This window comes from Gemmatimonadaceae bacterium (assembly GCA_019637445.1).
In the GTDB taxonomy this organism is placed as follows: Bacteria; Gemmatimonadota; Gemmatimonadetes; order Gemmatimonadales; family Gemmatimonadaceae; genus Pseudogemmatithrix.
The window spans coordinates 2,210,261-2,234,021 of the sequence record JAHBVS010000001.1 but is presented as its reverse complement, the minus strand read 5'-3'; the positions used below and the strand labels follow the sequence as shown (position 1 = coordinate 2,234,021).

The 23,761-nt window shown below is 69.5% G+C and carries 18 protein-coding genes; 3 read left to right on the top strand and 15 right to left on the bottom strand.

All coding sequences use genetic code 11. The features are described 5' to 3' along the window. Positions 1-178 precede the first annotated feature (178 nt). Positions 179-880: a hypothetical protein gene (locus KF709_09960; GenBank protein MBX3174727.1), complete on the bottom strand. Its 702-nt coding sequence runs from the start codon at positions 878-880 to the stop codon at positions 179-181. A gap of 92 nt (positions 881-972) precedes the next feature. Here KF709_09960 and argJ point away from each other — a divergent pair, with 92 nt between their 5' ends. Beyond that, positions 973-2,145 (top strand): bifunctional glutamate N-acetyltransferase/amino-acid acetyltransferase ArgJ, encoded by a 1,173-nt coding sequence (gene argJ / locus KF709_09955; protein MBX3174726.1) that lies wholly within the window; start codon positions 973-975, stop codon positions 2,143-2,145. A 134-nt stretch (positions 2,146-2,279) separates the two neighbouring features. Here argJ and KF709_09950 read toward each other — a convergent pair whose 3' ends face one another. Genes KF709_09950 through KF709_09910 form a run of 9 tightly spaced genes read right to left on the bottom strand, consistent with a single transcriptional unit; the run spans position 2,280 to position 16,726 of the window. After that, entirely contained in the window at positions 2,280-2,936 is a 657-nt protein-coding gene (locus KF709_09950) for a hypothetical protein (GenBank protein ID MBX3174725.1), read from the bottom strand. An 8-nt stretch (positions 2,937-2,944) separates the two neighbouring features. Continuing rightward, positions 2,945-6,565 (bottom strand): hypothetical protein, encoded by a 3,621-nt coding sequence (locus KF709_09945; protein ID MBX3174724.1) that lies wholly within the window; start codon positions 6,563-6,565, stop codon positions 2,945-2,947. Continuing rightward, the gene (locus tag KF709_09940; GenBank protein ID MBX3174723.1) at positions 6,562-8,607 is read right to left on the bottom strand and encodes a VWA domain-containing protein; all 2,046 of its coding nucleotides are present in this window, start codon (positions 8,605-8,607) and stop codon (positions 6,562-6,564) included. The genes KF709_09945 and KF709_09940 overlap by 4 nt, the downstream gene beginning before the upstream one ends. Next, entirely contained in the window at positions 8,607-9,509 is a 903-nt protein-coding gene (locus KF709_09935; GenBank protein ID MBX3174722.1) for a DUF58 domain-containing protein, read from the bottom strand. Before KF709_09935 ends, KF709_09940 begins: the two co-directional genes overlap by 1 nt. A 6-nt stretch (positions 9,510-9,515) precedes the next feature. Continuing rightward, a complete protein-coding gene (locus tag KF709_09930) occupies positions 9,516-10,550 on the bottom strand; it encodes a MoxR family ATPase (protein MBX3174721.1) in 1,035 nt (344 codons plus the stop codon). Between the two features lie 32 nt (positions 10,551-10,582). After that, on the bottom strand, positions 10,583-11,374 hold the full coding sequence (locus KF709_09925; GenBank protein ID MBX3174720.1) for a DUF4159 domain-containing protein: 792 nt from the start codon (positions 11,372-11,374) through the stop codon (positions 10,583-10,585). After that, the gene (locus KF709_09920) at positions 11,371-13,482 is read right to left on the bottom strand and encodes a hypothetical protein (protein MBX3174719.1); all 2,112 of its coding nucleotides are present in this window, start codon (positions 13,480-13,482) and stop codon (positions 11,371-11,373) included. The genes KF709_09925 and KF709_09920 overlap by 4 nt, the downstream gene beginning before the upstream one ends. Next, on the bottom strand, positions 13,479-14,450 hold the full coding sequence (locus tag KF709_09915) for a hypothetical protein (GenBank protein MBX3174718.1): 972 nt from the start codon (positions 14,448-14,450) through the stop codon (positions 13,479-13,481). Before KF709_09915 ends, KF709_09920 begins: the two co-directional genes overlap by 4 nt. Continuing rightward, positions 14,447-16,726: a hypothetical protein gene (locus KF709_09910; GenBank protein MBX3174717.1), complete on the bottom strand. Its 2,280-nt coding sequence runs from the start codon at positions 16,724-16,726 to the stop codon at positions 14,447-14,449. Before KF709_09910 ends, KF709_09915 begins: the two co-directional genes overlap by 4 nt. Before the next feature lie 136 nt (positions 16,727-16,862). Between KF709_09910 and KF709_09905 the strand changes: the two genes are divergently transcribed. Then, positions 16,863-18,164: an FAD-dependent oxidoreductase gene (locus tag KF709_09905; protein ID MBX3174716.1), complete on the top strand. Its 1,302-nt coding sequence runs from the start codon at positions 16,863-16,865 to the stop codon at positions 18,162-18,164. On the opposite strand, the gene KF709_09900 is transcribed toward KF709_09905, so the two are convergent. Both KF709_09900 and KF709_09895 read right to left on the bottom strand, forming a co-directional pair. After that, entirely contained in the window at positions 18,106-18,570 is a 465-nt protein-coding gene (locus tag KF709_09900; GenBank protein MBX3174715.1) for a DUF1579 family protein, read from the bottom strand. The genes KF709_09905 and KF709_09900 overlap by 59 nt on opposite strands. Then, positions 18,567-19,157: a DinB family protein gene (locus tag KF709_09895; GenBank protein ID MBX3174714.1), complete on the bottom strand. Its 591-nt coding sequence runs from the start codon at positions 19,155-19,157 to the stop codon at positions 18,567-18,569. Before KF709_09895 ends, KF709_09900 begins: the two co-directional genes overlap by 4 nt. A 91-nt stretch (positions 19,158-19,248) precedes the next feature. Here KF709_09895 and KF709_09890 point away from each other — a divergent pair, with 91 nt between their 5' ends. After that, positions 19,249-20,544 carry an amidohydrolase gene (locus KF709_09890; GenBank protein MBX3174713.1) on the top strand — a complete coding sequence of 432 codons (1,296 nt, stop codon included), beginning with the start codon at positions 19,249-19,251 and terminating at the stop codon, positions 20,542-20,544. 36 nt (positions 20,545-20,580) lie between these two features. Here KF709_09890 and KF709_09885 read toward each other — a convergent pair whose 3' ends face one another. Genes KF709_09885 through KF709_09875 form a run of 3 tightly spaced genes read right to left on the bottom strand, consistent with a single transcriptional unit; the run spans position 20,581 to position 23,744 of the window. After that, positions 20,581-21,078 carry a zinc ribbon domain-containing protein gene (locus KF709_09885; GenBank protein MBX3174712.1) on the bottom strand — a complete coding sequence of 166 codons (498 nt, stop codon included), beginning with the start codon at positions 21,076-21,078 and terminating at the stop codon, positions 20,581-20,583. Beyond that, positions 21,079-21,723 (bottom strand): cytochrome c-type biogenesis protein CcmH, encoded by a 645-nt coding sequence (locus KF709_09880; GenBank protein ID MBX3174711.1) that lies wholly within the window; start codon positions 21,721-21,723, stop codon positions 21,079-21,081. Continuing rightward, on the bottom strand, positions 21,723-23,744 hold the full coding sequence (locus KF709_09875) for a heme lyase CcmF/NrfE family subunit (protein MBX3174710.1): 2,022 nt from the start codon (positions 23,742-23,744) through the stop codon (positions 21,723-21,725). The genes KF709_09880 and KF709_09875 overlap by 1 nt, the downstream gene beginning before the upstream one ends. Positions 23,745-23,761 lie beyond the last annotated feature (17 nt).

The window sequence follows — 23,761 nt, the reverse complement described above, 5'->3', positions numbered from 1 at the left end:
GCGCCACGCTTGACTCCAAGAACGAGAATTGACGAACATCGCGTGAGTTGAGCGACGCGGAGTCTGCGTCCCAGACCTCAAGCTGTCAACGGCACTTTTGTGCCAGAATGCGCGAAGACCACCGCCGCGCGATGCGACAGTGGTCCCATTGGTGGCAAGACGCAGCCACGTCGACGCATCACACGGGCGGACGCCGATCCCTCATCTCACGCTGCCGACGCTCCACCTGCTCGCGGCGCATCGCATCGGGCGGCCCGGCCTGGCCGCGGGGAGCCATCGCGGCGCCCGGACGCTGCCCGGGCCGAGCCCCGCGCGCGGGACCTGCGCCCCGCACCCCACCCCGCGCCCCGCGCTGCTGCATCGCGCGCTCGTACCCGCGACGCTCGGCCTGCATCTCGCGCACCTTCTGGCGCTGGGCATCGTTCAGCACCCGCTCGGCTGCCGCACGCGACACCGAGTCGCGCTGGCGCAGCTGCTCCATCTGCGGCCGCAGGGCCTGCATCCGCTGCTGCATCGCGGCGCGGAGCGAGTCGCGACCCGCCTGCGTGGCCGCCGGCCGCTCACCACGCTCGGTGCGCTGACGCAGCTCCGTGCGGAGTCGCTCCTGCTGCTCGCGCATGGCCGCACCGGTGCGCTGGCGGTCGGCGAACAGGACGCGCTCAATGGAATCCAGCTGCGCGACCTGGCGCGGCGTCAGCTCCAGCGCGCGCCGCGCATTGAGGAGTTCGGTGACGCCAAGCGGGCGCGAGGCCGCGGCGCCAGGACGCTCGGGCGCGCGGCGGACCGTGCCGGCCTGCGCCTGCGCCGACGTGGCCGCCAGGGCCAGGGCGGTCCCGCCGAGTAGTGCGGCGGTCGTGAGGCTGCGGAGAGTGCTACGCATCGTGCTGCTCCTGAGGATGTTTCGTAACGGTGGGGGCACCGTGGACACCTAGGCAGACGCGCCCCTCACGGAATCGTTAAGATTCCGGCCTTATGCCCGCCCTGTTCCACGATCGCGCGCGCTTTCCCCGCGGATTCCGCTGCGCCAGCCGGAATGTCGGCCTCAAGCCGGAAGCGAAGGACCTGACGCTGTTCGTCTCCGAGGTCGAGGCGAGCGCCGCCGCCGTCTTCACGCGGAACCACTTCCCCGGCGCGCCCATCATCCTGGGGCGCGAGACCCTCAAGGGCGGCCGCCTGCGCGCGATCATCGCCAACAGCAAGGTCAGCAATGTGGCCACCGGCGCGGCGGGCGTGGAGAACGCGCGCCGCATGGCCGCGGCCGCCGCCAAGGAGCTGGGCACCGAGGCGAACCGCGTCCTCGTCAGCTCGACCGGCGTCATCGGCGTGCCGCTGCCGATCGAGAAGATCGAGCGCGGCGTGGTCGGGATGTCCGCCGACCTCCAGGACAATCCCTTGGTCGGCGCCGAAGGCATCATGACCACGGACACCTTCCCGAAGGCGATCTCGTGCAGCGTCGGCGATGCCACCATCACCTGGGTGGCGAAGGGCTCGGGAATGATCGAGCCCAACATGGCCACGATGCTGGCCTACATCTTTACCGACGCCGACCTCGACGCCTCCACGCTGCAGCGGCTGCTTGCCGACGCCGTCGGTCGCTCCTTCAATATGCTGAGCGTCGACACGGACACGTCCACGTCGGACACCTGCGCCATCCTGGCGAACGGCTTGGCCGGCGCGGTCGATGAACTGCAGTTCCGCGAAGCCCTACTGGCCGGTTGTCTCAAGATGACCGAGACGCTCGGCCGCGATGGCGAAGGGGCCGAGCACCTGCTGCGGGTCACCGTGCGCGGGGCCCGCGACGACGGTGAGGCGCGCAAGATCGCAAAGTCGGTGGTGAACTCACCGTTGGTGAAGACGATGGTGCACGGCGCGGACCCCAACGTCGGCCGCCTGTTGATGGCGGTGGGCAAGTGCTTCGACTGCATGATCCGGCCGGCGACCACGGATGCCTGGATCAACGGGCACCAGGTCGTGCGCAACGGCGAGCGCCTGTCCTTCGATGACGCCACGGTGCGGGCGGCGTTGAGTACCGAGGTGGTGGACCTCGAAATCGCCCTCGGCGTCGGCGATGCGCGTGCGGTGGCCTACGGCTGCGATCTCACCAAGGGCTACGTCGAGGAGAATGCGTCGTACTACTCAAGCTGACATCGGTTTCGATTCTCAACTGCATCGCCACAGAGGCACAGAGACACAGAGGGGTCGGTTCGTTCGAACGCCCTCTGTGTCTCTGTGCCTCTGTGGCCATCTGGTAGAAGCCTTCCGGGGCGCAGGACCCGGCGTTACCGCTCCGCCGGCAGCCGCTGCCTCTCCCGGTCCGCCATCAACTTGGTGACGAAGCGCTGGCCTTCCGAGATGCGCTCCACCTCGATGGCGATGGCATCCACGCCGGATTCAAGGCGGCGCAAGCGATCCGCCGTGTCCTTGTCGATCGTGTTCGTCACCGGCCCCTGCGTCGCGCGACGCCAGAAGAGGCGGGCGATCGAGATCGAGATGGGGGCCAGCACGAATATCGTGAAGACCACCGCGATAGCTGTGATGTCCGGTCGCATGGTGACATTGGGAAAGGTGACCCCCGAACCGCTAGACGTCTCTCGCAGATACTGGCCGGGCGCCGACGCCATCAGTTGACCCGTGCGCTCGATGTTGGACTCGATCTGCAGGATGCGCGCGTCCAACTGCTGCAGGCGCGCCTCCAGGCCCGGTCGCTCGGCCGCCGAGGCCTCGGCGAGCTGGGCAGCGATCTCGTCGCGCCGTCCCTGTGCGGAGATCAGCTGGTTGGACAGTTCCGTGCGCTGGGCGCGCAGGGCCTGCACGTCCGCCAGCGACTGCGGCACACCATTGATGATGGCCGTCGGCGCCGGCGCCTCCTGCGGGAGCTGTGGGATCGGCGGCGGCGGGGCCGGGGCCTGAGTCTGGGCGGCTTGAAGGGCTGGCATGAGCATTCCTACGGGCGAGGCGGGGTCCGGGTGTCAGGACGCGGAGCCGGGGGTCGTTCCGTGCCCGGACGCGCCAAGGAACGGTAGTACTCCTCCACCTCGGCGCGATACTCGCTCGGCACGGGTGAACGGGCCCCCAGCGCATTGCGCGACCCCGACTGCGGCGACAACTGGCGGTTCAGCGAGAGCTCGAAGGACTTGAGGCGCTCGAGCACGTCGGCCTGCAGCCGCTCGCTGGCCCGTGCATCGGAGATGCTGCGAGCCGACTCCAACTGCCTGAGGTCGCGAATCGCGCGGTCGAGTTCGGTTACGTCGACGCCTTGCTCGCGCGCCAAGTCGCGCAACTGCTCGGCCGCCTGTCGGCGAAGCCCGAACTCTCGGGAGAACTGACGCGCGTCGCCGGAGGAGAGATTGCCTGGCGTGCCGCCAGCGATTGCGCGCTGACCGTCGGCTCCGCGCTGCTGGCCGCCGCCTTGCTGGCCGCCTTGCTGGCCGCCTTGCTGGCCACCCTGCTGGCCCTGCTGCCCTTGCTGCCCTTGCTGCCCCTGCTGCCCCTGCTGGCCCTGCTGGCCCTGCTGGCCCTGCTGGCCCCGCTGCCCCTGCTGCCCCTGCTGGCCCTGCTGGCCCTGCTGGCCCTGCTGGCCCTGCTGGCCCTGCTGGCCCTGCTCACCTTGCTGTTCGCCTTGCGCGCCGCCCTCGCGCGCCTGCTGCATCCGCTCCTGCAGCGACTCCACACCTTGCACCAGCGCACGCGCCGATTCCCGCGCGCGCTCCTGTTGCCGTGCGGCTGACTCGCCACGCAATGCGCGCTCCGCGCCCTGCAGACTCTCCCGCATCCGTTCAAGGTCCTGCCCGATCTGATCCTCAAACGCGTTCGCATACTCAGGCGATCCACTGCGCATCACGCTGCGCGAGAACTGGATCTTGTCGCGAATGCGCTGATCGCGAATCACGTCAGCCCCTTCGCGCAGTTGGCTCGCCGCTTCGGGCTGGTCGCGCCGCGCCTCGCGTGACATCCGATCCGCATCGGCCTCGAGACGCTCCACGTCCTGGGCCAGTTCCTGCTTCTCACGATTCAAGCGATCCAGCGATTGTGCGCGCTGCTGCCCCGACTCGCGCTGCGCGCGCGACACGCCTTCCGCTACCTGTTCCTGGCGACGCTCGATATCCTCGGCGCGGTCCGCCAGCTCGCGCACGCCATCGGCCAGACCTTGGCTGCGCGCGTCCTCAAGCCGCCGCGCGGCACGCTCCAACTGCTCCAACGCCTGTTGGCCCTGGGCCTCGGAGCCCGTCGCCGCCTGACGCATTGCGTCGGCGGCCTGCTGCATCTGCCGCGCGGCCTCGGCCAACTGCGGATCTTGCCGCTCACGCGACAAGCGCTCGAGGCGACGCGCCTCCTCCTCTGCCTCGCGTGCCAGGTCACGCTGCGAACCCCCACCACCGCCGGACGCCGAGCGATTCATGCGGTCGCGCATCGCCTCTGCCTGGCGTTGCATCCGCTCGTTCTCCTGCTGCTGCCGGCTGGCCAACTGGCGCAGGCGCTCCAGCGTCTCGTCCACCTCGCGCGCGCGCGAGGCTTCCTCACCGCTGGCGCCTTGCTGCACGGACTCGTACTGGTTGCGCATCCGGTCCGTCTCCAGCTCGAACAGGTCGGCAAGATCCTCGGCGTTCGGCTGTTCACCGCCGCCGCCACCACCGCCGCCGCCCTGCTGTTGCTGCTGCAACTGCACATCGCGATACGCCGCGTCGGCGCGCTGCACCAAGGCCAAGGCGCGCTGCTCGTGCGGCAGCGCCTCGCGCGGATTCCGGCGGCCCAGCTGTTCCTCTGCCGAGCGCATGGCCGTCACGGCGGAGTCGAGCGCCGCGGCGATCGATGCCATCGTCGAGTCGGATCCAGCCACGCCGCGTCCCACCATCTGGGTCACCAGCGTCGAGACTTCTTCGCGCAGTCCACCTTGGGCAATCGCCAGCGTGGTCGCGTCCTCGCTGCGGCGGCGCTCCTCGGTGCGCGCGCTGTCGCGCATCACGTTGTAGGTGCCGGCAACAATGTCACGCTGCCGCCGCACGAAATCGCCCGCCGACTGCGCCTCGCCGCCCTGCCCTCCCTCTCCGGCACCGCCGGACTCCGCCTGCCGGTAATTCCTTGTGAAGGGCCGTACTTCCATGAAATAGATGTCGCTCTGCGCTGACTGCCCCGTGCCGTCGGTGGCCGCCGCATAGTAGGCGACGAGGTCCCCGGGCTTGAGGTTGATCTCCTCGAGCAACAACGTGTGCGCGCCTTGTGCTTCCATCCGCGGCGCGCTGTTGGCCGCACGGATGGTCACGCTCTGCTCCGGACCGCCATTCACGGCATAGCGCAACTCGATGCCGCGCACGCCATAATCGTCCGACGCAACCGCCTCGATCGTGATCTCATCAAACGGGCCGACCTTGGTGTCGCGGCCCGGCGTCTCGATGCGCACACCCGGAGGCCGGTCCTCCAACGCCTCCACGGCATACTGGATTCCTCCACTCACGCGGCGCCCGTCCTCAGACACGAGGTCGACGCGATAGAACCCACTGCGCTGCACGCGGAAGGAGCCACTCAACTGGCCGTCGGCGCCGAGCGTGAGTGGCACCGTCGTGCCGTCGTCGAAGGTCAGCGTGCCCTCACGCACCGGCCGAGTGACGGCGGGTCGGATGATGGCCGTCGTGCCGCGCACCGCGGCGATGTCGCCGCCGTCCTCGATCGACTCGGGCTCAAGCCCCGTGTACGCCGGATAGCGCAGTTCCACCCCCAGGCGCTCCACCGCCGGCAGGTCGCTCACGCGGATGCGGTGCGTGCGCGAGCGCACCCCTGCGGCCTCCACGTAGTACTCGGTCGGGGCGACAATATCGAAGAGCCGACTCGTGAAGGCATCGGCGTCGCGGCCCATCGGCAGGCGCACCCACTCGGCGGCACTGTCGGCTCGGAACACGAGCTCGGCGCCATCGGCGCTGAAGTGCTGTAGCGCGGCGCGAACATCGAGGGCTCCACCACGCGGCACGGTGACATCACCGGGGTCCACCGACACCAGCGGCGCAGGCGGCGTCGCCGCCACGGCAATGCTCCACGGGGCGAACAGCACGCGCCCCGCATCGCGTAGGCCGCCTGGCCCGAACAGCAGGGCCGCAAGCAACACGGCCGCGGCTCCGGCCAGCAGCTGCATCGCGCGCTTCTCCCGCGGCGCCTCCACGCGACGCGCCGCCGCCATCGGGCGAAGCTGTTGCACCGCGCCATCAATGACGCGTCGTGCCAGCGCCTCCGAACCGCCGATGTCGTGCCGCTGCTCGACCGCCGTCACCAACGCCTGCCGCAGCTCCGGGGCGTGCCGCTCCACGTAGAGCGCAAACTCGGCGTCCGACGCGCGCCGCAGCAGCGGCCGCACGAGGAACCAGTACGAGGCCACGATGACGACGAGGTAGCCGGCCACGCGCGTCGCCAGCACCGCCGGCCCCGTGATGCCCATCGTCCGCGTGATCAGCGCGCCAACGGCAAGCGCCGCGATCACCGCGATGAGCACGGCACCCGCGCCTTCCAGCGCGAGCCGTCGATTCCGTTGCCGCCGCAACTGTGCGAGCAGCCCGTCCAGTGCCTGTACCGATGTCACGTGACCTCCCCCTGCAACTGTTCGATGCTCGCACGTCTCGCCTGCGCGCGCCAGCCCCGACTGCTGAGCCAGGTCTCCGCCAAGAGGCAGAGCAAGGCTCCCAACAGGAGCAGGCGCCAGCCGCGCTGGCGAGTCTCCAACTCCAGGGCGGCCGCCTGCGCAGACTCGGCCACCCCCACGGCACTACCCTCGCTGGCGCCCAACAGCAACTCGCGCGGGTCAGCCTGTGTCAGATCCGACTCTTCGGCGGGCGCATTTGCCGCGACGATGGCGCGCGGCGCACCATCGACGCGCCCTTCGTAGGCGGCATAGATGCCGGGCTGCTCGAGCATCACGGACGCGGCACCATCCTCGGGCCGGATCAGCGCGCCGTCCGGCGCCACGACCACGGGTGAGCGGCGGACGCCGCGCGGGACCCAGGCTTCCCCGGTCCGACGCGCGGCAGGCGCGCCTTCGTGTCCGGATCCGTACAACGCCAATCGCCGTACCAGCGGCAGGAAGGCGGGCTGCAGCACCAAGTCGGCCTCGCGCGCATCGAGTGGCAGGGCGCTCACGATCACGCGGCCCTCGCCCTCCGCGCGTTCGAGCACGGCGGCGGCGCCATCATCGAAGCGGGCCAGGACATCGCTGCCGGCGGCCGGTTCCAAGCGTGCGTAGCTCCAGAAGCGCGGCGCGCCGAGTGCGGCTGGCGTCGTGCGGAACGGAGTGAAGAGCGGGTGGTCGCCGCGATGCTCACCGAGCACGCCTCCACCGGCAGCGCGGCGGTCGGCAAGGCCAACCGCAGTCGCAGCGCCGAACGCCAACGCCGCGCGACGTGCCGCGACACGGCCTCCGACGTAGTGCACGAGTCCGCCTCCCGCGCGGACCCAGTTGGCCAGGGCCTCGTCGCCAGGTGCGGGCACATCCCAGAGCACGACCATCGCCGCGCGGTCCAAGGTTGCGGCGTCGAGGGCAGCATTGCGCCGCTCGACGCGAACTTCGGGCGAACGGCCGATCGACAATGCACGCTCGAAGAACAACAGTTCGTCGCGGTCCAGGTTGCCCGGCAGCAGCGCCACCACGCGGATGGCGTCCTCGGCGGCGACGGTGAAGGCGAAGCGATCATCGCCGGGCAACTCGTCGGCGGTGAGTCGGACTTCGCCACGGACCAGGCCCGCCGGCGCGGGTACCGGATCGAACACGACGCCGCGCTCTCCGCCGGCGGCCAGGGTCAACTCGCGCGTGGCAACTTCGCGTCCGCCCAGCACGAGGGTCGCGCGCAGCGCGCGCGAGGCATCGAGTTCGTGCGCGACCAGTCGCGCCTGCACCTGCAGCGACGCGCGACCGTCCGAGGACACGCGACGCGCCTCGACGTCGGAGATTGCCACGTTTGGACGGCGCGCGGCGGCGACGACAACAGTGCGCAACGGCGCATCCTGCGGCCACTCGAGCCCCGCGGTGCCAGCCAGACCCGAACGTTGCAGGTCACTTACCAGGACCACCTCGGGCGCGGCGGGCGGCGCCGTGCTCAGCAGCCCGCGCGCAGCGCGTAACGCGGCACCCATCCGGGTGCCGCGTGGTCCGGGCGTGATTGCGTCTAGTACGGCGCGTAGGCTGCCATGGTCCGTCGTCCAGCCCTGCGCCACCGACGCTTCGTCATCAAAGGTCACCAGCGCGACGTGGTCGCCCGCGCGCAACCCGTCCAGCACCGCGCGCGCCGAGTCCAAGGCTGCCGCCCAAGTGGAGCCGTGCGACATCGAGAGTGAACGGTCGAGTACCAGCACGACGGCGCGCGTGCGCGCGCCGGGATCAACCGCGCTGACGCGACCGAAGTAGGGGCGCGCGAATGCGGCGACAAGCAGCGCAACCGCCGCGGCGCGCAACAACAGGAGCGGCCAGTCCGTGATGCGTCGACGATCAGACGTCCGGATTGGCAGCCGCACGAGGAACATCAACGACGGGAAGCGGGTCGGCGTCTCCTCGTTCCGGTCGCGGAGATGCATCAGCACGGGCACGCCGACTGCGACGAGCCCTGCGAGGAATGCCGGTACGAGAAAGCCCACTAGCGCACCCGCCCCGTCGAGAGCCGGTGGTCGAGGTAGGTGTGCAGCGCGCGGTCCAGCGGCTCGTTAGTGCGCAGGCGGATGTAGTCGGCACCGGCAGCCTTCATGCGCTTCTCCAGTGCCTCGACGTGCTCACGCCACAGTCCGAGATAGCGCTCGCGCGCCTCCTCGGGCCGCAACGGAAGGCGGATGTCACGTTCGCCATCCTCGAACACCAGCGGCGCATCGTATGGAAACTCCTCCTCCGCAGGGTCCACCAAGTGGAACACCATCACGTCGTGGCCGCGTGCACGCAGCGTGTCCACCGAGCGCCCGATGGCCTGGGGGTCATCGTACAGATCCGACACCAGCACGATGATGCCCGCGCGAGTCGCGAGGTCCGCCACACGATCGATGCAGCGCGGGATCGTGCCCTCGCCCGCAGCGGTCGCGCGGCCCAGCGCGTGCATCACCAGCTGCAGGTGTCGCGTGGACGGCGGGACCATCTCCTTCAGGCCGTCAGCGAACAGTGCAAGGCCGACGCGGTCGCCCTGCCGCTGCGCCAACCACGTAAGCGCGGCGACGAGCATGCGCCCGTAGGTGAACTTGTGCACGCCGCTGCCGGCATAGTCGAGACTGCCGGAGCAGTCGAGCGCAAACACCACGCCGGCGTTCGTGTCCGCGTCGTACTCCTTTACATAGAAACGGTCGGTGCGCGCGTAGGCCTTCCAATCGATGCGCCGCAGGTCATCGCCGGGCTGATATGCCCGGTGCTCGGCGAAATCCAGCGAGAGCCCTTTGCGCGCCGAGCGATGCAGGCCGTGCAGGAAGCCGTCGACGACCGTCCGCGCGAGCAGCGGCAGGTCGGCGATCCGCGCCAGCAGCGCGGGATCGAGCAGGGTGGTCGGCGCGACGGCGGTCATCGGATCCTAGAGCTTGGACGCCGGCTTCGGCACGGCGTTCACGAGCCGGTCGATCAGCGCATCGGCCGTGACCTTCTCGGACTGTGCCTGGAAGTTGAGGATCAATCGGTGCCGCAGCACGGGACGCGCCAACGCGGCGACGTCCTCGTAGGTGGCGTGGCTGCGGCCCTGCAGCAGCGCACGCGCCTTCGCCCCCAGCACCAACGACTGCGCGGCGCGCACGGAGGCGCCGTACGAGAGCCACTTAGTCACGTCGGCCACGGCGGTCGCGCCATTCGGGCGCGTAGCCCGTGTAATCGCCACGGCGTAGCGCGTGACGGGATCGGACACCGGCACGCGACGCACCACGCGCTGGTACGCGAGGATCTCGTCGCGCGAGACCACGGGTTGCACGGCGGAGCCCGGTAGGCCGGTTGTGCCCTTCACCACCGCGACCTCATCCTCTTCGGGCAGATAATCCAGCAGCACCTCGAGCATGAAGCGATCGAGCTGCGCCTCGGGCAGCGGATACGTGCCCTCGAGCTCAATCGGATTCTGCGTCGCGAAGACAAAGAACGGCGGCTCCAGCGTGTAGGTGCGCCCTTGCACCGTCACGCGCTTCTCCTGCATCGCCTCCAGCAGCGCGGACTGCGTCTTGGGCGGCGTGCGATTGATTTCGTCGGCCAGCAGCACGTTGGCGAACACCGGGCCGCGCATGAACGCGAGTCGCCGCTGCCCCGTGGCCGGATCGTCCTGGATCACGTCCGTGCCCGTGACGTCGGAGGGCATCAGGTCCGGCGTGAACTGGATGCGCGAGAAGGAGAGATCCAACGCCTGCGCCAGCGTCGAGATGAGCAGCGTCTTGGCCAGGCCGGGCACGCCGACCAGCAGGCAGTTGCCGCCGGCGAAGAGCGCGATCAGCGCCTGCTCCACCACGGCGTCCTGCCCCACGATCACCTTGCGCAACTCGCTGGCGATCTGCCCAGAGGCGGCATGCAGGCGGTCGGCCAACTGGCCGTCGTCGAGGGCGTCGAGCGAAGTGGATGCGGTGGTCTCGGTCACGTCTCTCCCCGTGGATGGGTTTGGTGCGGTGCTCAGCGCGTCAGTGCGTAGACGATGTAGTTGATGCCCAGCTTGTACGATTCGTTGGACAGGTCGATCGGGAACATCCCCTCGCCCGAGTACTCCCAGTACTCCGAGAGGTCATTGTTGTAGTTCGCGATGACCAACATCCGCTTGCGCGGGTCATTGTCCTCGAACAGGGCCCAGAACTCGGCCTTCACCCCGTAGTACGGATGGTCATAGTCCAGCGATGGGATCTTGAAGAACGAGTCGAAGATTGGATGCTCAGCCGTGAGTCGGATGAGCCGCAATTCGGGCATCACGCGGCGGAGCTGCCGTTCGAAGTTGTTCCAGGCCTGACCCGCGAAGTCGTCGAAGATGACGAAGCCTCCCTTGAGCAGATAGGCGCGCAGGCCAGCGGTCTCCGCCTCGTTCGGGCTCCAGTAGCCGGCCTCGGCCATGTAGGCGACGGGATACTTGAAGAGCTCCGGGTCGTTGAGCGAGATCACTACGCTCTCCGCCATGCGAACACGCACCGTGCTGATTTCCCCGAGGATCTTGGAGAAGTTGCGCTCGCCGCGCGGGTAGTCGTGCGCCCAGGGGACATCACGGCCGCGGCGCCCGCCAAATGCATCGATGGACATCGAATACCGGATGCGCGCGAAGGTCCAGCGGCCGTCGTATGGCACGTTCGGTGGCAGGTCCTCGGCGCTCACGCGATCGCGTCCGCGGCCACGGCCCTGGGCGTCGGCGTCCGTGCGCGGCATCGCCAACAGGCCGGCAACGACCGTCACGAGCAGCATGGCGCGGCGATCCGGTCTCATCTGGCCTCCGGTGTCCGCCGAAGCTCGACCAGCAGCTGCAGCGCCTTGTCGAAGCTCGGCGCCTGCTCCAGCACCGCCAGCACTTCGCGCCGTGCGCCCGCGGGATCACCGGCCTCGCGCAACGCCACGGCAAGCTGATATCGCGCCTCCAGCAGGTCGGCCGGGCGCAGCGCCACGATCACCCGCCGTTCGCGGAGGGAGAGGTCCGGCAGACCCGCGCGCACGGCTGCCTGCGCCAGCTGTGCGTGTGCGTCGACATCGTAGGGCCAGACAAAGATGACGCGCTCAAGCGCAGTGACCTCCGCCGCCGCCACGCCGCGCGCGGCGGCAGCCTGCGCCAGCGCCGTCAGTTCCTCGATGTCGGCGTCGCCACGCGAGAGTGCCCGCGGGTTTACGGCGCGCATCTTTGTGTCCAGGTACGTCTTGAAACGCGCATCGAACGCCGGCTCGTCCAGCCCAAGCACACGCTGGAACACCTGCGCCGTGCTCGCTCCCGTGGCCCACTCCCGCAGCATCCGACCCAGCGCCGGCGTGCCCCACTCCGTCTCGATCATCTCGACCACGAGTGAGGCCTGGTAATACGAGCGCCCCAGCTCGCCGGGATCGCGCGGCCGCAGAAAACCGTCGCCAATGCCGCTCACGGGCCGAAGGCGTTCGGCCCGCCACGCCGAGAGGAAGTCGGGCGTCGGCGTCGCACCCCAACCCTCGCGCGCACGACGCTCCTCGACGACGGATGCGCCCTCCGAGAACCAGCGCGGCACACGATGCCCGCTGAGCCCGAGCGTGAAGGTGTGCGCCAACTCGTGCCAGGCCGTGGAGCCCCAGTTAAAGGTCCCCTGCGCGCGCGCGGAGGGAGCGTCCATCGCCAGCGTCGTGCCGAAGCTCACACCCAGGGCACCCAGACCGGTGAGCCCTACCGTACGCACGGAGAAATCAGCCGCGCGGTCGAAGATCTCGAGCCGAATGGGCGTTGCCGGCCGATACCCGTAACGCGCCGCGAGCGAGTCGTACGCCTCCTCCAACAGCGGCGACAAATACGGCACCAGCACGCCAAGCTCGCGCTCGGGTCCGACAAACTCGAAACGTCCGCGACGTTCGCTGCGGAACGTCGCCATGTGGTCGAGCAGGTCGAGCGTGTTCTTGTGCCAGAGATGAAAGGGATCCAGCGCAAAGGCGCGCTCCAGCACACGCCGCCCGCCTGCGATATCGCCGCGACGGAGCTGGTTCGTGCCCAGCGCGCCAAGTGCGTCCACGTCCACAGAGTCCAGAGCAACGGCGCGCGCGGCAAACCCCTCCGCGGACAGGTAGCGACGCTGGCGCGACGCGGCCTCGGAGAGCATCACCCAAAACGCCGTGGGACGCGACGACACGCGTTCCGCCGACGCCTGGGCGCCCGCGAAGTTGCTGGAGTCGCCAGCGAGCCAGGCCACCGCAGCGATCACGCCCCAGGCCTCAAGACTTGTCGGATCCGCCGCGACGGCGCGGCGTGCGGCCGCGCGCGCGGAGTCGGGACGCTCGACGTCGAGCCAAAGGCGCGCGAGCAGCGTGTGCGCGGCCCCGAGCCTTGGGTCCAGCGTCGCGGCGCGGCTGGCCATCTCGAAGGGAGAGCCTTCTCCCGAGAAATCGGCCACGCGCGCGAGGCCGAGCAGCGCGCGCGGTTGGTCAGGCCAGCGTTCGAGCACCGCCTGATAGCCGGCCGCCGCATCCGGTGCGTTGTACCGCTCCAGGAAGAGATCTGCGGCGCGCAGCTGCGGCTCAACCCAGGCGGGATCGGCGGCGATCGCGGCATCGAAGGCTCGCAGCGCGCTGCGCACCAACTCCGCCGGCTGGCGCGCGCCCGTGCGCACGGCGGCGCCGTGCGCCGCGAGCAGGTAGGCGCGGCCGGCGGCATCGTGGTCGGCGGCGCTGCGCGTGTTGTTTCGCTCGTACGCCGCGACAACCGTCAGTGCCTCGCGCCGCGGCTCATCGCGCTCGCCGCGCCGGAACGCCGCCTCGGCGGCGTCAACGCGGGTCGCCAGTTCGCTGCCGCGCGGCGGCGCCGCGGCCGCTTGTGCGGCCAGGCTCGTGGCGGCGAACTGTGCGATCACGCAGAACACGCGCAGTCTCATGGCCGCCCCCCTGCTGCGCGGATCTCCGCATTCTTCTCGGCGATCTCGAGGAGCAGCCGCTCGAGCTCTGCTTCGTATGCCGGCGCCTCCATCTGGTCCTTCCGCGCGCGTAGCTGCGCCACCGCTTGCTCAAGCTCCGCGCGCTGCGCAACCAGCGCGCGCACACGTGGGTTGTCGGCCCCAACCGCCGGCGGCCCGAAGCTCACGCGTGCCGCCAACGTGGAGTCGCTGACCAACGGATGCTCTGAGCGCAGCGTCCCTGCTGTCTCGTACTGCCGATCCACTTCCGTGTCCGCAAACGCCAAGGCCTCAAGCACCGAGACGCGCCCGTCCTTGTCCGCGTCGGCGGCCCCGGTGCCGAGGCCGCGTGCGAAATGCTCGGCGAAGATGCTCTCGTTGCGCTCGTAGGCGCTGCGTGTGGCGGTCACGACCACTCGGCCCTCGCCGCGCAGTACCTCGACGAAATCGCCGCTGGCACTGGAGGCGTTCACGAACACGACCTGCTGGTTCGCAAAACCAGAAAGCCAGGCGCGGTAGTCGGCCGCCGTGGGATCGGGCCCCGGCACGTTCACCCGCGCGCCTTCGCGCTCTCCGCTGCCGTGCCCAATCAACAACACCAACACACGGTCGCCGCTCGCCACACGCTGCGAGAGCGCCAAGATCGCCTCGGCGATGCCTTCCTTCGTCGCGCGGCCACGGATGCGCGCGCGGTCGCGCGCGGGATCCTCGCCCAGCCAGATGAGGCTCGAGTCGGCGACCTTCCACTGCGTGCGCGCCGCGTCGAAGACTGCGGCGGCAGCGGTCTCGAAGGTGTTGGCGAATCGCGGTTCGCCGGTCAGCCCAGTGACGAGCAACACGTGCGTTTGCTGGGCCTGCAGGGTGCCCGCGGGCGCCGCCAGGGTAGCCAGAGCAAGCGCCGCCGCCAACGCTGCGGTGCGCCCCCGTGCGATCGCCCGCGCGCGCCTCACGCCAATCCCCGTGCACGGCGCCGAGCCCACTCGGCCCCGAGCAGCGCCGTCAGCAGCAGGAACAGCAGCGGCATGTCCCAGAGGTCCAACGACTCCCGCATCGTCACGCCGGCCTCCGTGTACATCACGTCCTCGGCGAGGCGGCCGGCCTCGGCCAGCGGGTAGTAGCGCGCCCCCGTCTGCTCAGCGATGCGACGCAGGAACGGCGTGCGCAGTTCCGCCTGCTCCACGTCCGCCGCCGTGTCATCGGCCAGCAGCGCGGACTCCACCGCGCGTGTCGTATCGCGCCCGCGACGCGCCTCCGCGTTCAGCGTGTGCAGCCCCGCCACCTCGGGAACGAACTGGCCCTCGTACACACCGTCGCGACCCAGCGTCCACTCGAGCGGCACCGTGCGAACCTGCCCATCCGGCGCTTGCACCGTGACCTCGACAGCCGCGTCGTTCACGTCGGCGAACTGCTCGTCGGCCAGGCGCGCACGCAGCGTCATCGGTTCACCGGGCGCGGCGATGGCGGGCACCGCCGCCACCTCGAGCCGATCCGACGACTCCTCGGACACCGTGCGGATCAACTGCCGCCAGAACGTCTCGAGCGTGCGGTCATCCACCGGCATGTCCACGTGCATACGCCAGAGCCAGGCGTCCTGCACGCCAAACACATAGGCCGTCCCACGACCGAATCGCTGGGATGCCAGCAAGGGCACATCATCGATGCTGCCTTCGCGACGGCCCGTGAGCAGCGCTGTCGCGCCCGGTCGCAGCGACCCGAGTCCATTGACCACGGTGAGCGGGGGCAACGAGTCCCATCGCTGCGCCGACGCAGTGTCCGAGGCGCCGAGCCGCAGGAACGACTGTGTGCGCCCGGCCACGGTCGGGCGCAGGCGATGCTCAGTGGCCGGCGCATCGTCGCCCAGTGTTGCCCGATCGAGCGCAATCGGCAGCACCTCCGCCACCGGCGTCCCGCGGAAACCGCCCTCGGCGAACGCGTTGCGTCCACCAAGTGCCAGCAGGCCACCGCCACGTTGGCTCACGAAATCGCCCAGCATCCGCAGCTGGTCCGCCGTGAAGAACGCGGCCTCGATGCTGCCGAGAATGATGCCGCGGAAGCGGAAGAGCTCCTCCCGCGTCGTCGGAAAGCCGCCCGCCAGCTCCAACGAATCGCGCACACCCAGCCGAAGGAACTTCCGCTCCGCACTGCGCAGCAGCGTGACAAGTTCGACGGCGCTGTCCCCAGAGAGTGCGCGCCGCATGAACGCCAATTCGGGCCGCGGCTCCCCTTCTATATAGAGGATGCGATCTGGACCGCCGCGCACCTGCACCACACCCTGCGCCTCATTGTTCTGGGCCACCGTCTCGCGCGGCAGTTCGGAGACCTTTACGGCCACGCGATGCACGCCCGGCGGCAGCGGATCCAGCGCCACCTGTACGCGGACAATCTCCTCGCGCGAGGGCAGCGTGACCGTCGTCTCACCCACGCGGCGCCCATTGGCCTCGGCCACCACAGTCACCCGTTCGCCACCGACGCCGCGCAATCGCAGCGTCACGTCTGCCAGCAGTGCGGCGCCGGCGAGCGGCCGCGCGGGAATGTTGAGGCGCTCGATCGCGACGTCGCGCGGGAATCGCTCGAGGCCGACACCCACGGTATGCACCGGCACGCGGCGGGCCCGGAGGCCGAGCAAGGCAGGTTCGATGTCCGCGCCGCCATTGTCGGCGCCATCGCTCACCAGCACGATGCCGGCCAGGGGCAGGCCGCCAAGCTCCTCGCGCGCGCCATTGAGCGCCGCGACGAGATCGCTGCGCGTGCCCGACGCCGTGAGCGAGGCCGCGCCGGCGGCAGGTCGCACATCCGCCGCGAAGCGATAGAAGCGCAGCGAGAACCGCTCACCAAGCGCCTGCACCAGCGCCGCCGAGTCACCAAAGGTGCCCTGCACCGCTTCGGCCCGCGTCTGCTCCCCGAGGTCGCGCAGCGTCATCGAACGCGAATCGTCGAGCAACACCGCGAGCACGTTGCGCTGTGGAACGGCTGTGCTCACGACGAGCATGGGCCGCGCAAGCATCGCGGCGACGATGAGCAGCGCCGCCACGCGAAGCCCGCCCAGCAGGACCCGGTCCAGCGTCCTCACATTGCGCAGACGGCGAGCGGCGACAACGGCGGCCACGACACCGGCCACGGCGAGCACGGCCAGCGCCCACGGCGGAATGGCCGGGCCCCAGACGAGCGTGCCGCGCTCCCAGACGCGCGGTGGGTACTTCAGCAGGAAGGCGAGGACGGCGTCCATTCCAAATGAGGTACGCAGGGGTCGGCACCCCCGCTGGCAGGTGGGACGTGCAATGTACGGTCGGTGCACGACTGCCGCGTCGGTGGCCCGCGGGTATCTTCCGTTCCGTACCCTTGCGTCCCCGGAGCGTTGCCCCGTGCGAATGGGATTGAACATCGCCGTCGTGGGCGGCGGGATCGCCGGCCTCTCCGCCGCCTGGCGCCTCAGTGCCCACCACCGCGTCACCTTGCTCGAGCGACATGCCGTGGCCGGGATGGACGCGCATTCGCTGGACCTCGAGCACGAAGGCGCCACACACCGGATCGACGTGCCGTTGCGCGTGCTCTACGAGGGCTACTATCCCACGCTGATTGCGCAGTACCACCTGCTCGGCATCAGGCTTGAACGCACGAACTACGCCGGCTCCTTCAGCGAGTTCGAGGGCGCGACCTACTACCGCTACGCCAACTGGTTGCTTGGCGGGCGTTCGATCCCGCTGCCCGCGACGCCGCTCGGCGCGACCGCGCTGCGCATCAACCGCGAGCTGCTGCGGTTCTATCGCCTGGCACCGGCCGCCCTCAAGACACTGCACGACGGCGATGAACCACTGGGCGCCTGGCTAGATCGCAGCGGATTCCACGCAGTGTTCTCCGAGGGATTCCTCATCCCGACCTTCGCCGCCGTCTGCACCTGCAGTGCTGCGGCCGTGCGGGCCTATCCCGCACGCGTCATCCTCGACTACCTCACGCGGGGGCTGACCTTTGGCGGCGTCCGCCGCGTGGTCCTCGGCACGCAGGAAGTTGTGCAGCGACTGACCGAGCCCGTGGCCGAGGCGATCTGTGGCGTGGCGGTGCGCCGGATCGCACCCGCGGCGGACGGCGTGCGCGTGGAGTGGGAGGGCGGCACGCGCCGATTCGACCACGTGGTCATCGCCACGCAGGCCAACCAGGCCGCGGGGCTGCTCGATGCCGCCTTTGCCCGCGAGCGCAGTGCACTCGAACGCTTTGCCTACGAAGCCAGCGAGGTCGTGGTGCACAGCGACCCGACACTGGCGCCGCGCGATCGCCGCCACTGGGCGCCGGTGAATCTGATCACGAGCCGCGAACACGACCGGCCGATGGCAACCATCTGGTTGAACAAGGTGCAGCCGGCGCTCAAGCGCGGCTCTGCCATCTTCCAGACCTGGAATCCTCTGCGCAGTCCGCGCGAGGAGACCGTGCGCGCCGCGGCGCGCTTCGAACGGCCCCTGGTCAACGCGGCATCGCTGGAGGGCGCGCGCGCCGTTCGCGAGCTACACGCGCAGCGTGACCGGCGGCTTTGGTTCTGCGGCAGTTATCTTGGGCCGGGCATCCCCTTGCTCGAAAGCGCGGCGCGCACCGCCCTCGAGGTGACCGACGCGATCAACGACGTCGCGAGTACGACGCTTCGACTGCCAACGCCTCTGTCCCGTCCGGCATGATGTTGAACATCCGGAGCAGCAACTGCTCCGGCGCAGGCGCCGAGAGTTCGAGCCGCCAACCCCAGTCCGGACCGGGCGGCGCGGGATAGGCACCCGTCGCGCGCAGCACGCCGTCCGTGGAGATCGGTCCCGTGCACAGCATCAGGCGCTGGCCATTGTGGAAGGAATCGACCCAGGCGGCATCGCAGCGAGCGGCCGCCACGTCCTCGCCTAGCAGGATCATGCCGTGGTGCGCGCTGCCCGCGTGCGACCACTCGTAGCGCATCGCGAGGAAGTTGCCGCCGGCTTCCAGCGTCGTGCGCGCGGTAGTGGCGCACGCGAACGCGGGGTCGGACGGCTTGAACCACAGCTTGTTGTGGCCCGTCCACTCGGCGACGCTTCGCGAGAGGCTTCCGGGTACGCTCATCGTCCTTCCAGTGTCTCGAGGGCCCGTTCTGCCTGTACCAGATGGCGCAGCTCGTGGCGCACGACGATCCGCAAGGCGGACCAGGCATCGTACTGCGCACCTGCCGCGAAGGGCGACTCGATCATCGCGCGATCGATGGCGAGCCCTTCGCTCTCGCGGATCAACTCACGCTCGTGCAGCAGGTGCTGCCGGAACGCCGCGGCCACCTCGTGCCGTGGCAGTGATCCGCCGGGCACGAAAGCCGCCGGCGTGCGCGTCCCGCCAATGACCCGCTGGCCGAGCCGTGGCGCCGGGCCGAGCATCAGGCGCAGGAAGCGCCCCAGCATCGTGCCGGAGTATCGGCGTGCACCGATCGCCGGCAGCTTGCGCGCCGCTGCCAGCGCGGCGTGCAACAGCGGCAGCATCGCCTCGGACGAGAGATTCAGGTGCGCCACGCACTCGGCCACCGACCATCGCTCGGGCGCGGGACGCTGCGACCAGCGCGTGTCGGAGACCCGCAGGTCCAGCGCGTCGAAGCGCGCCTGCACCGCCTCGGACTCTGCGAGTAGCTCGTGCAGCTGCTGGGAGGACGCTGAGCGCTGGGTCATGGTTCGACAATCTACGGGTTGCCTCGCCTGTTGGGGCGAGGGATGCGCGTGCATCTTCCCCTGAAGCAAATCACCCCTGCCGAGGTTCGGAATGCCCCGTCTGCCGCTCGCCGCTTTACTCAGCGCCGTCCTTGCCGCTCCCCTTGTCGCGCAGTCGCCGCTGCAGCGCGAGTTGGACCGTCGCGTCGCCGCCGTGAACGACAAGGTCGTGGCCTGGCGGCGCGACATTCACCAACATCCCGAACTCTCGAGCTTCGAGACGCGGACGGCCGGCCTCGTCGCGGCACATCTGCGCTCGCTGGGGATGGAGGTGCGGACGGGAGTCGGTGGCACCGGCGTCGTCGGCGTGCTCCGTGGCGGCCGGCCGGGACGCGTGGTGGCGCTGCGCGCCGATATGGACGCGCTGCCGGTCACCGAGCAGGTGGATCTCCCCTTCGCCTCGAAGGTGCGCACGACCTATCGCGGGCAGGAAGTCGGCGTGATGCACGCCTGCGGGCACGACAACCACGTCGCCGCGCTGATGGGCGCCGCCGAGGTGCTGGCGGGCATGAAAGCGCAGCTTCCGGGGACGGTGGTGTTCCTCTTCCAGCCCGCCGAGGAAGGCCACCCCGACGGTGGCGGCGGCGCCGAGCGCATGCTCGCCGACGGCGCGTTCGACAACCCGAAGCCGGAGGCGGTGTTCGGCCTCCACGTGTGGCCCGCGCCCGCCGGCACCGTGACGTACCGCAGCGGCCCGTTCATGGCGGCATCGAATTCGTACACGGTCACTGTGCACGGACGGCAAACCCACGGCTCGAAGCCCTGGGGTGGCATCGACCCCATCGTCGTGGCCTCGCAGATCATCGTGGGGATGCAGACCATCGTGTCGCGCCAGACGGACATCACGCTGGTGCCGTCGGTGGTCAGCGTGGGCGCCATCGACGCCGGCATTCGCAACAACATCATCCCCGACAGCGCGGTGTTCATCGGCACCATCCGCACGTTTGACGCGGCGCAACGCGATTCGATCTTCCGGCGCATCGAGCGCACGGCCACGCACATCGCGGCGGCCTCGGGCGCGCGCGCGACGGTGGTGATCGACTCCGGCTATCCGGTGACGGTGAACACGCCCGCCCTCACGGAGAAGATGTTGCCCACGCTGCGCCGCGTCGCGAAGGACGTGACAACCAGCGACCTGATCACGGGTGCCGAGGACTTCTCGTACTTCCAGAATCGTGTGCCTGGCTTCTTCGTGTTTCTCGGCGTGACGCCGATTGGCCAGGATCCGGCGGTGGCGCCCGCCAACCACTCGCCGCTGTTCTTTGCGGACGAGTCCGCGCTGCCGGTGGGCGTGAATGTGCTGGCGTCGCTGGCGTTGGATTGGCTGACGATGCATCCGGCGCGGTGAGGCGCGGCGCGGGTGCAGCCGCTCGACGGCGGACGTTTACGCCGCGAGCGAACTCCCGCAGCCCACGCAGAAGCGCGCCGTGTCGCTCTCCACCGGCGCGCCGCAATGCGTGCACGCAGCGCCCAGGTACCGTCCGCAATCGGAGCAGAACAGCGCATCGGGCTCGGGGCGCGGTCCGTGTGCGGGGCAGCTCTGCCCCTGCGCCCGCACCCGCGCAATCAAGGCCTCGGCGGGATCCGCCGCCCCGGCAATCGCCGCCGCACCGGCGTCTGCGGCCTCGCGCGCCTTGAGCTCGGCCAGCGCCAGCGGCGTGTACGTCGCCTTGAGCGCCGCGTAGTCCTCGGGCGAGAGCTTGCCCGTGGCCTGGTCGAACTCGACCTCGCGCAGCGCCTCCAGTGCACTCGCCTCGACGGGCAGCATCGCTGCCGACGTGACCGACTCGCCTTGCTCCTCCGTCGCCGGACGCAGCAGCGGCGTCAGCACGAACGCGAGACCCAGTGCCGCCAAGACTGCGCCCACAAGCAGCGGGATCACCTAGCCATCCTCGCGAAGCGCGCGCTCGAGCTTCGCCATATCGTCGGCACTCACGCCGGCCGGCACCGCGTCGGATGAGCCCGCGTCGCTGGCTGCACGCGTCGGCACCGCCGCCGCTGCCGCGCCGGCCGCGCTCGCCTGCGCCTTCGACGACCAGCGACGCAGCATCATCGTCAACACCACACCGCCACTCAGCAGCACCACGCTCGGCGCGAAGTAGCCCACCCAGTTGAAGCCTTGCTTCACCGGTGCGGTGAGCGCCACCTCGCCATACACATCCACGAAGGCCTGCTTGATCTCGTCGGCGGAGTAGCCGCCGTCCACCAGCCGCAGCACGTCGCGATGCATCGCCGGAGACACGCTGCAGGTGAAGTCCGTGGTGCGGCAGGTGTACACGTCGAGCACGCAGCTGCACTGGCACTTGAGCTCGTGCTCTAGCGCGTCGCGCTCCTCAACCGTCATCGAGGGCGTGGCGCCGGGCTTGGGATCCAGGCGCACGGGGCGGTACGCGCTCTGGTCCATCGGCGCGAAGTTCTGCGCCTGCTGCGCGCGCAGCAGCCGGGGCTGCGAGGCCATCGACGCCGCCAGTGCCGCCGCGGCACCGCCGACACCGACCAAGAACTCGCGACGGTCGAGCATCGTCATCAGACGTTCGCCGCCTCAGCGTGCTGCGGCTTGAGTTCGGTCACGTAGCCGCCCTGCCGCGCGCGCTCGGCCTGCGGCCACATCACCACGAGGCCGCCCACCGCCATCAGGATGCCGCCGATCCACACCCAGGCCACCAAGGGCGTGAAGTTGATGCGGATCTCCGCGCGGTCACCGATCGTGCCGGCGAGCACGAGATATACGTCCTGCCGACCCATCGTGAGGATACCGACCTCTGTGCTGGGCTGGAACGTCGGGTTGTTGCGTGAATCGAAGTGCTGCCGCTTCTCGCTGGTCAGCACGGGCATCGATTCGCCATTGCGGCTCGGCCGCAGTGCGATCGCCACCACGTCGCGGTTCAACGCCTTGAAGTTCGAGATGCCTTCGCTCGTGAAGGTCCACTCCGCGCCGAAGGGATCGCGGGTGGTGAAGGACTCGCCGTCGGCCAGCGTGACGTCGTGCTCCTGCTTGAAGGCCATGCCTGCAAAGGCCGCGAAGAGCAGCCCGATGCCCGCGTGCACGATGTAGCCGCCGTAGCGGCGACGGTTGCGCGACACGAGGTTGATGAACGCCAGCACGATGTTCTCCCCGTGCATCCGCATCCGCGCGCCGATGCCCTTCTGGAACTCCTGCGCGATGGTGCCGGCCACGAAGGCGCTCAGCCCCCAGGCCATCAAGGGATAGAAGCCGCGCACACCGAGCGCCATCAGCGCGCCGGCGGCCACGATGCCGATGAACGCCGGCACCGCAAACTGTCGCTGGATGTTCGCCACCGAGGCGCGACGCCAGGCGATCAGCGGCCCGATGCCCGTGAGCAGCAGCAACAAGAGGCCAAGCGGCACGTTCACCGTGTTGAAGAAGCTCTCGCCCACCGTGATCTTCGAGCCGCGCACCCACTCCGAGAGAATCGGGAAGAGCGTGCCCCAGAGCACCGAGAAGGCGATGCCCACCAGCACCAGGTTGTTGTAGAGGAAGGCCGCCTCGCGCGAAATCATCGCCTCGAGCTCGGCCTTGGCCTCAAGGTCCTTGAGTCGCAGCGTGACGAGCCAGGCCGTCACCACCAACGCAGCGACGAGGAACACGGCGAACCACATCCCGATGTTGCTTTGCGCGAACGAATGCACCGACTGGATCACGCCCGAGCGCGTGATGAAGGTGCCGAGGATGCTCAGCAGGAACGTGGAGACGACCAGCACCACGTTCCATTTGCGCAGCATCCCACGCTTCTCCTGGATCATGATCGAATGCAGGAACGCCGTACCGGTGAGCCAGGGCAGCAGCGAGGCGTTCTCCACCGGGTCCCACATCCAGTAGCCGCCCCAGCCCAGTTCCACATACGCCCACCACATGCCGAGCACGATGCCCAGCGTGAGGAATACCCAGCTGATCAGCGACCACTTGCGCACCGCGCCCAGCCACTCGGCGTCGAGCCGGCGCGTCACCAGCGCGGCGATGGCGAAGGCGAACGGGATCGACGTCGCCACATAGCCGAGGTAGAGCATCGGCGGGTGGATGGCCATCGCAGGGTTTTGCAGCTGCGGATTCAGGCCGCGGCCGTCGGGCGGCACCCAGTCGAGCCGTTCGAAGGGGTTCGTCGCGATCGCCGTGGCGGCGACGAAGAACAACAGCACCGCCGCGTTGGTGCCCGTGACCCAGGGCATCAGGGCACGGCTGGACTTGCGGTTGGTGAACGTCGCCGCAGCACCGTAGATCGCGAGAATCAGGCACCAGAACAGCATCGAGCCTGACTGCCCGCCCCAGAACGCCGAGATCTTGTAGACCACCGGCAAGTTCGCGCTGGTATACGAGGCGACGTAGCGCAGCGAGAAGTCGCTGCTGAGCAGTGCGCTCCAGAGACCCAGCGACGCGAGTCCGACAAATCCCGCCGCCGCGTAGAGCCCACGCTCACCCGAGCGGATCAGGTCCTGGCGCTGCAGGGCACCGCCGGCGAACGAGGTGGTGATCGCCCACAGGCCCATCAGCAGGGCGATCCAAAGCGAGAGTTCGCCGACGAGGATCATCTATATGAAAGCCGGAG

What these genes read in the sequence shown, in the direction of transcription:
- KF709_09910 (MBX3174717.1), bottom strand. Translation starts at nt 16,726, where the DNA reads ATGGACGCCGTCCTCGCCTTCCTGCTGAAGTACCCACCGCGCGTCTGG.
- KF709_09935 (MBX3174722.1), bottom strand. Translation starts at nt 9,509, where the DNA reads ATGACCGCCGTCGCGCCGACCACCCTGCTCGATCCCGCGCTGCTGGCG.
- KF709_09880 (MBX3174711.1), bottom strand. Translation starts at nt 21,723, where the DNA reads ATGACGATGCTCGACCGTCGCGAGTTCTTGGTCGGTGTCGGCGGTGCC.
- KF709_09925 (MBX3174720.1), bottom strand. Translation starts at nt 11,374, where the DNA reads ATGAGACCGGATCGCCGCGCCATGCTGCTCGTGACGGTCGTTGCCGGC.
- argJ (MBX3174726.1), top strand. Translation starts at nt 973, where the DNA reads ATGCCCGCCCTGTTCCACGATCGCGCGCGCTTTCCCCGCGGATTCCGC.
- KF709_09950 (MBX3174725.1), bottom strand. Translation starts at nt 2,936, where the DNA reads ATGCCAGCCCTTCAAGCCGCCCAGACTCAGGCCCCGGCCCCGCCGCCG.
- KF709_09895 (MBX3174714.1), bottom strand. Translation starts at nt 19,157, where the DNA reads ATGACCCAGCGCTCAGCGTCCTCCCAGCAGCTGCACGAGCTACTCGCA.
- KF709_09875 (MBX3174710.1), bottom strand. Translation starts at nt 23,744, where the DNA reads ATGATCCTCGTCGGCGAACTCTCGCTTTGGATCGCCCTGCTGATGGGC.
- KF709_09960 (MBX3174727.1), bottom strand. Translation starts at nt 880, where the DNA reads ATGCGTAGCACTCTCCGCAGCCTCACGACCGCCGCACTACTCGGCGGG.
- KF709_09920 (MBX3174719.1), bottom strand. Translation starts at nt 13,482, where the DNA reads ATGAGACTGCGCGTGTTCTGCGTGATCGCACAGTTCGCCGCCACGAGC.
- KF709_09890 (MBX3174713.1), top strand. Translation starts at nt 19,249, where the DNA reads ATGCCCCGTCTGCCGCTCGCCGCTTTACTCAGCGCCGTCCTTGCCGCT.
- KF709_09900 (MBX3174715.1), bottom strand. Translation starts at nt 18,570, where the DNA reads ATGAGCGTACCCGGAAGCCTCTCGCGAAGCGTCGCCGAGTGGACGGGC.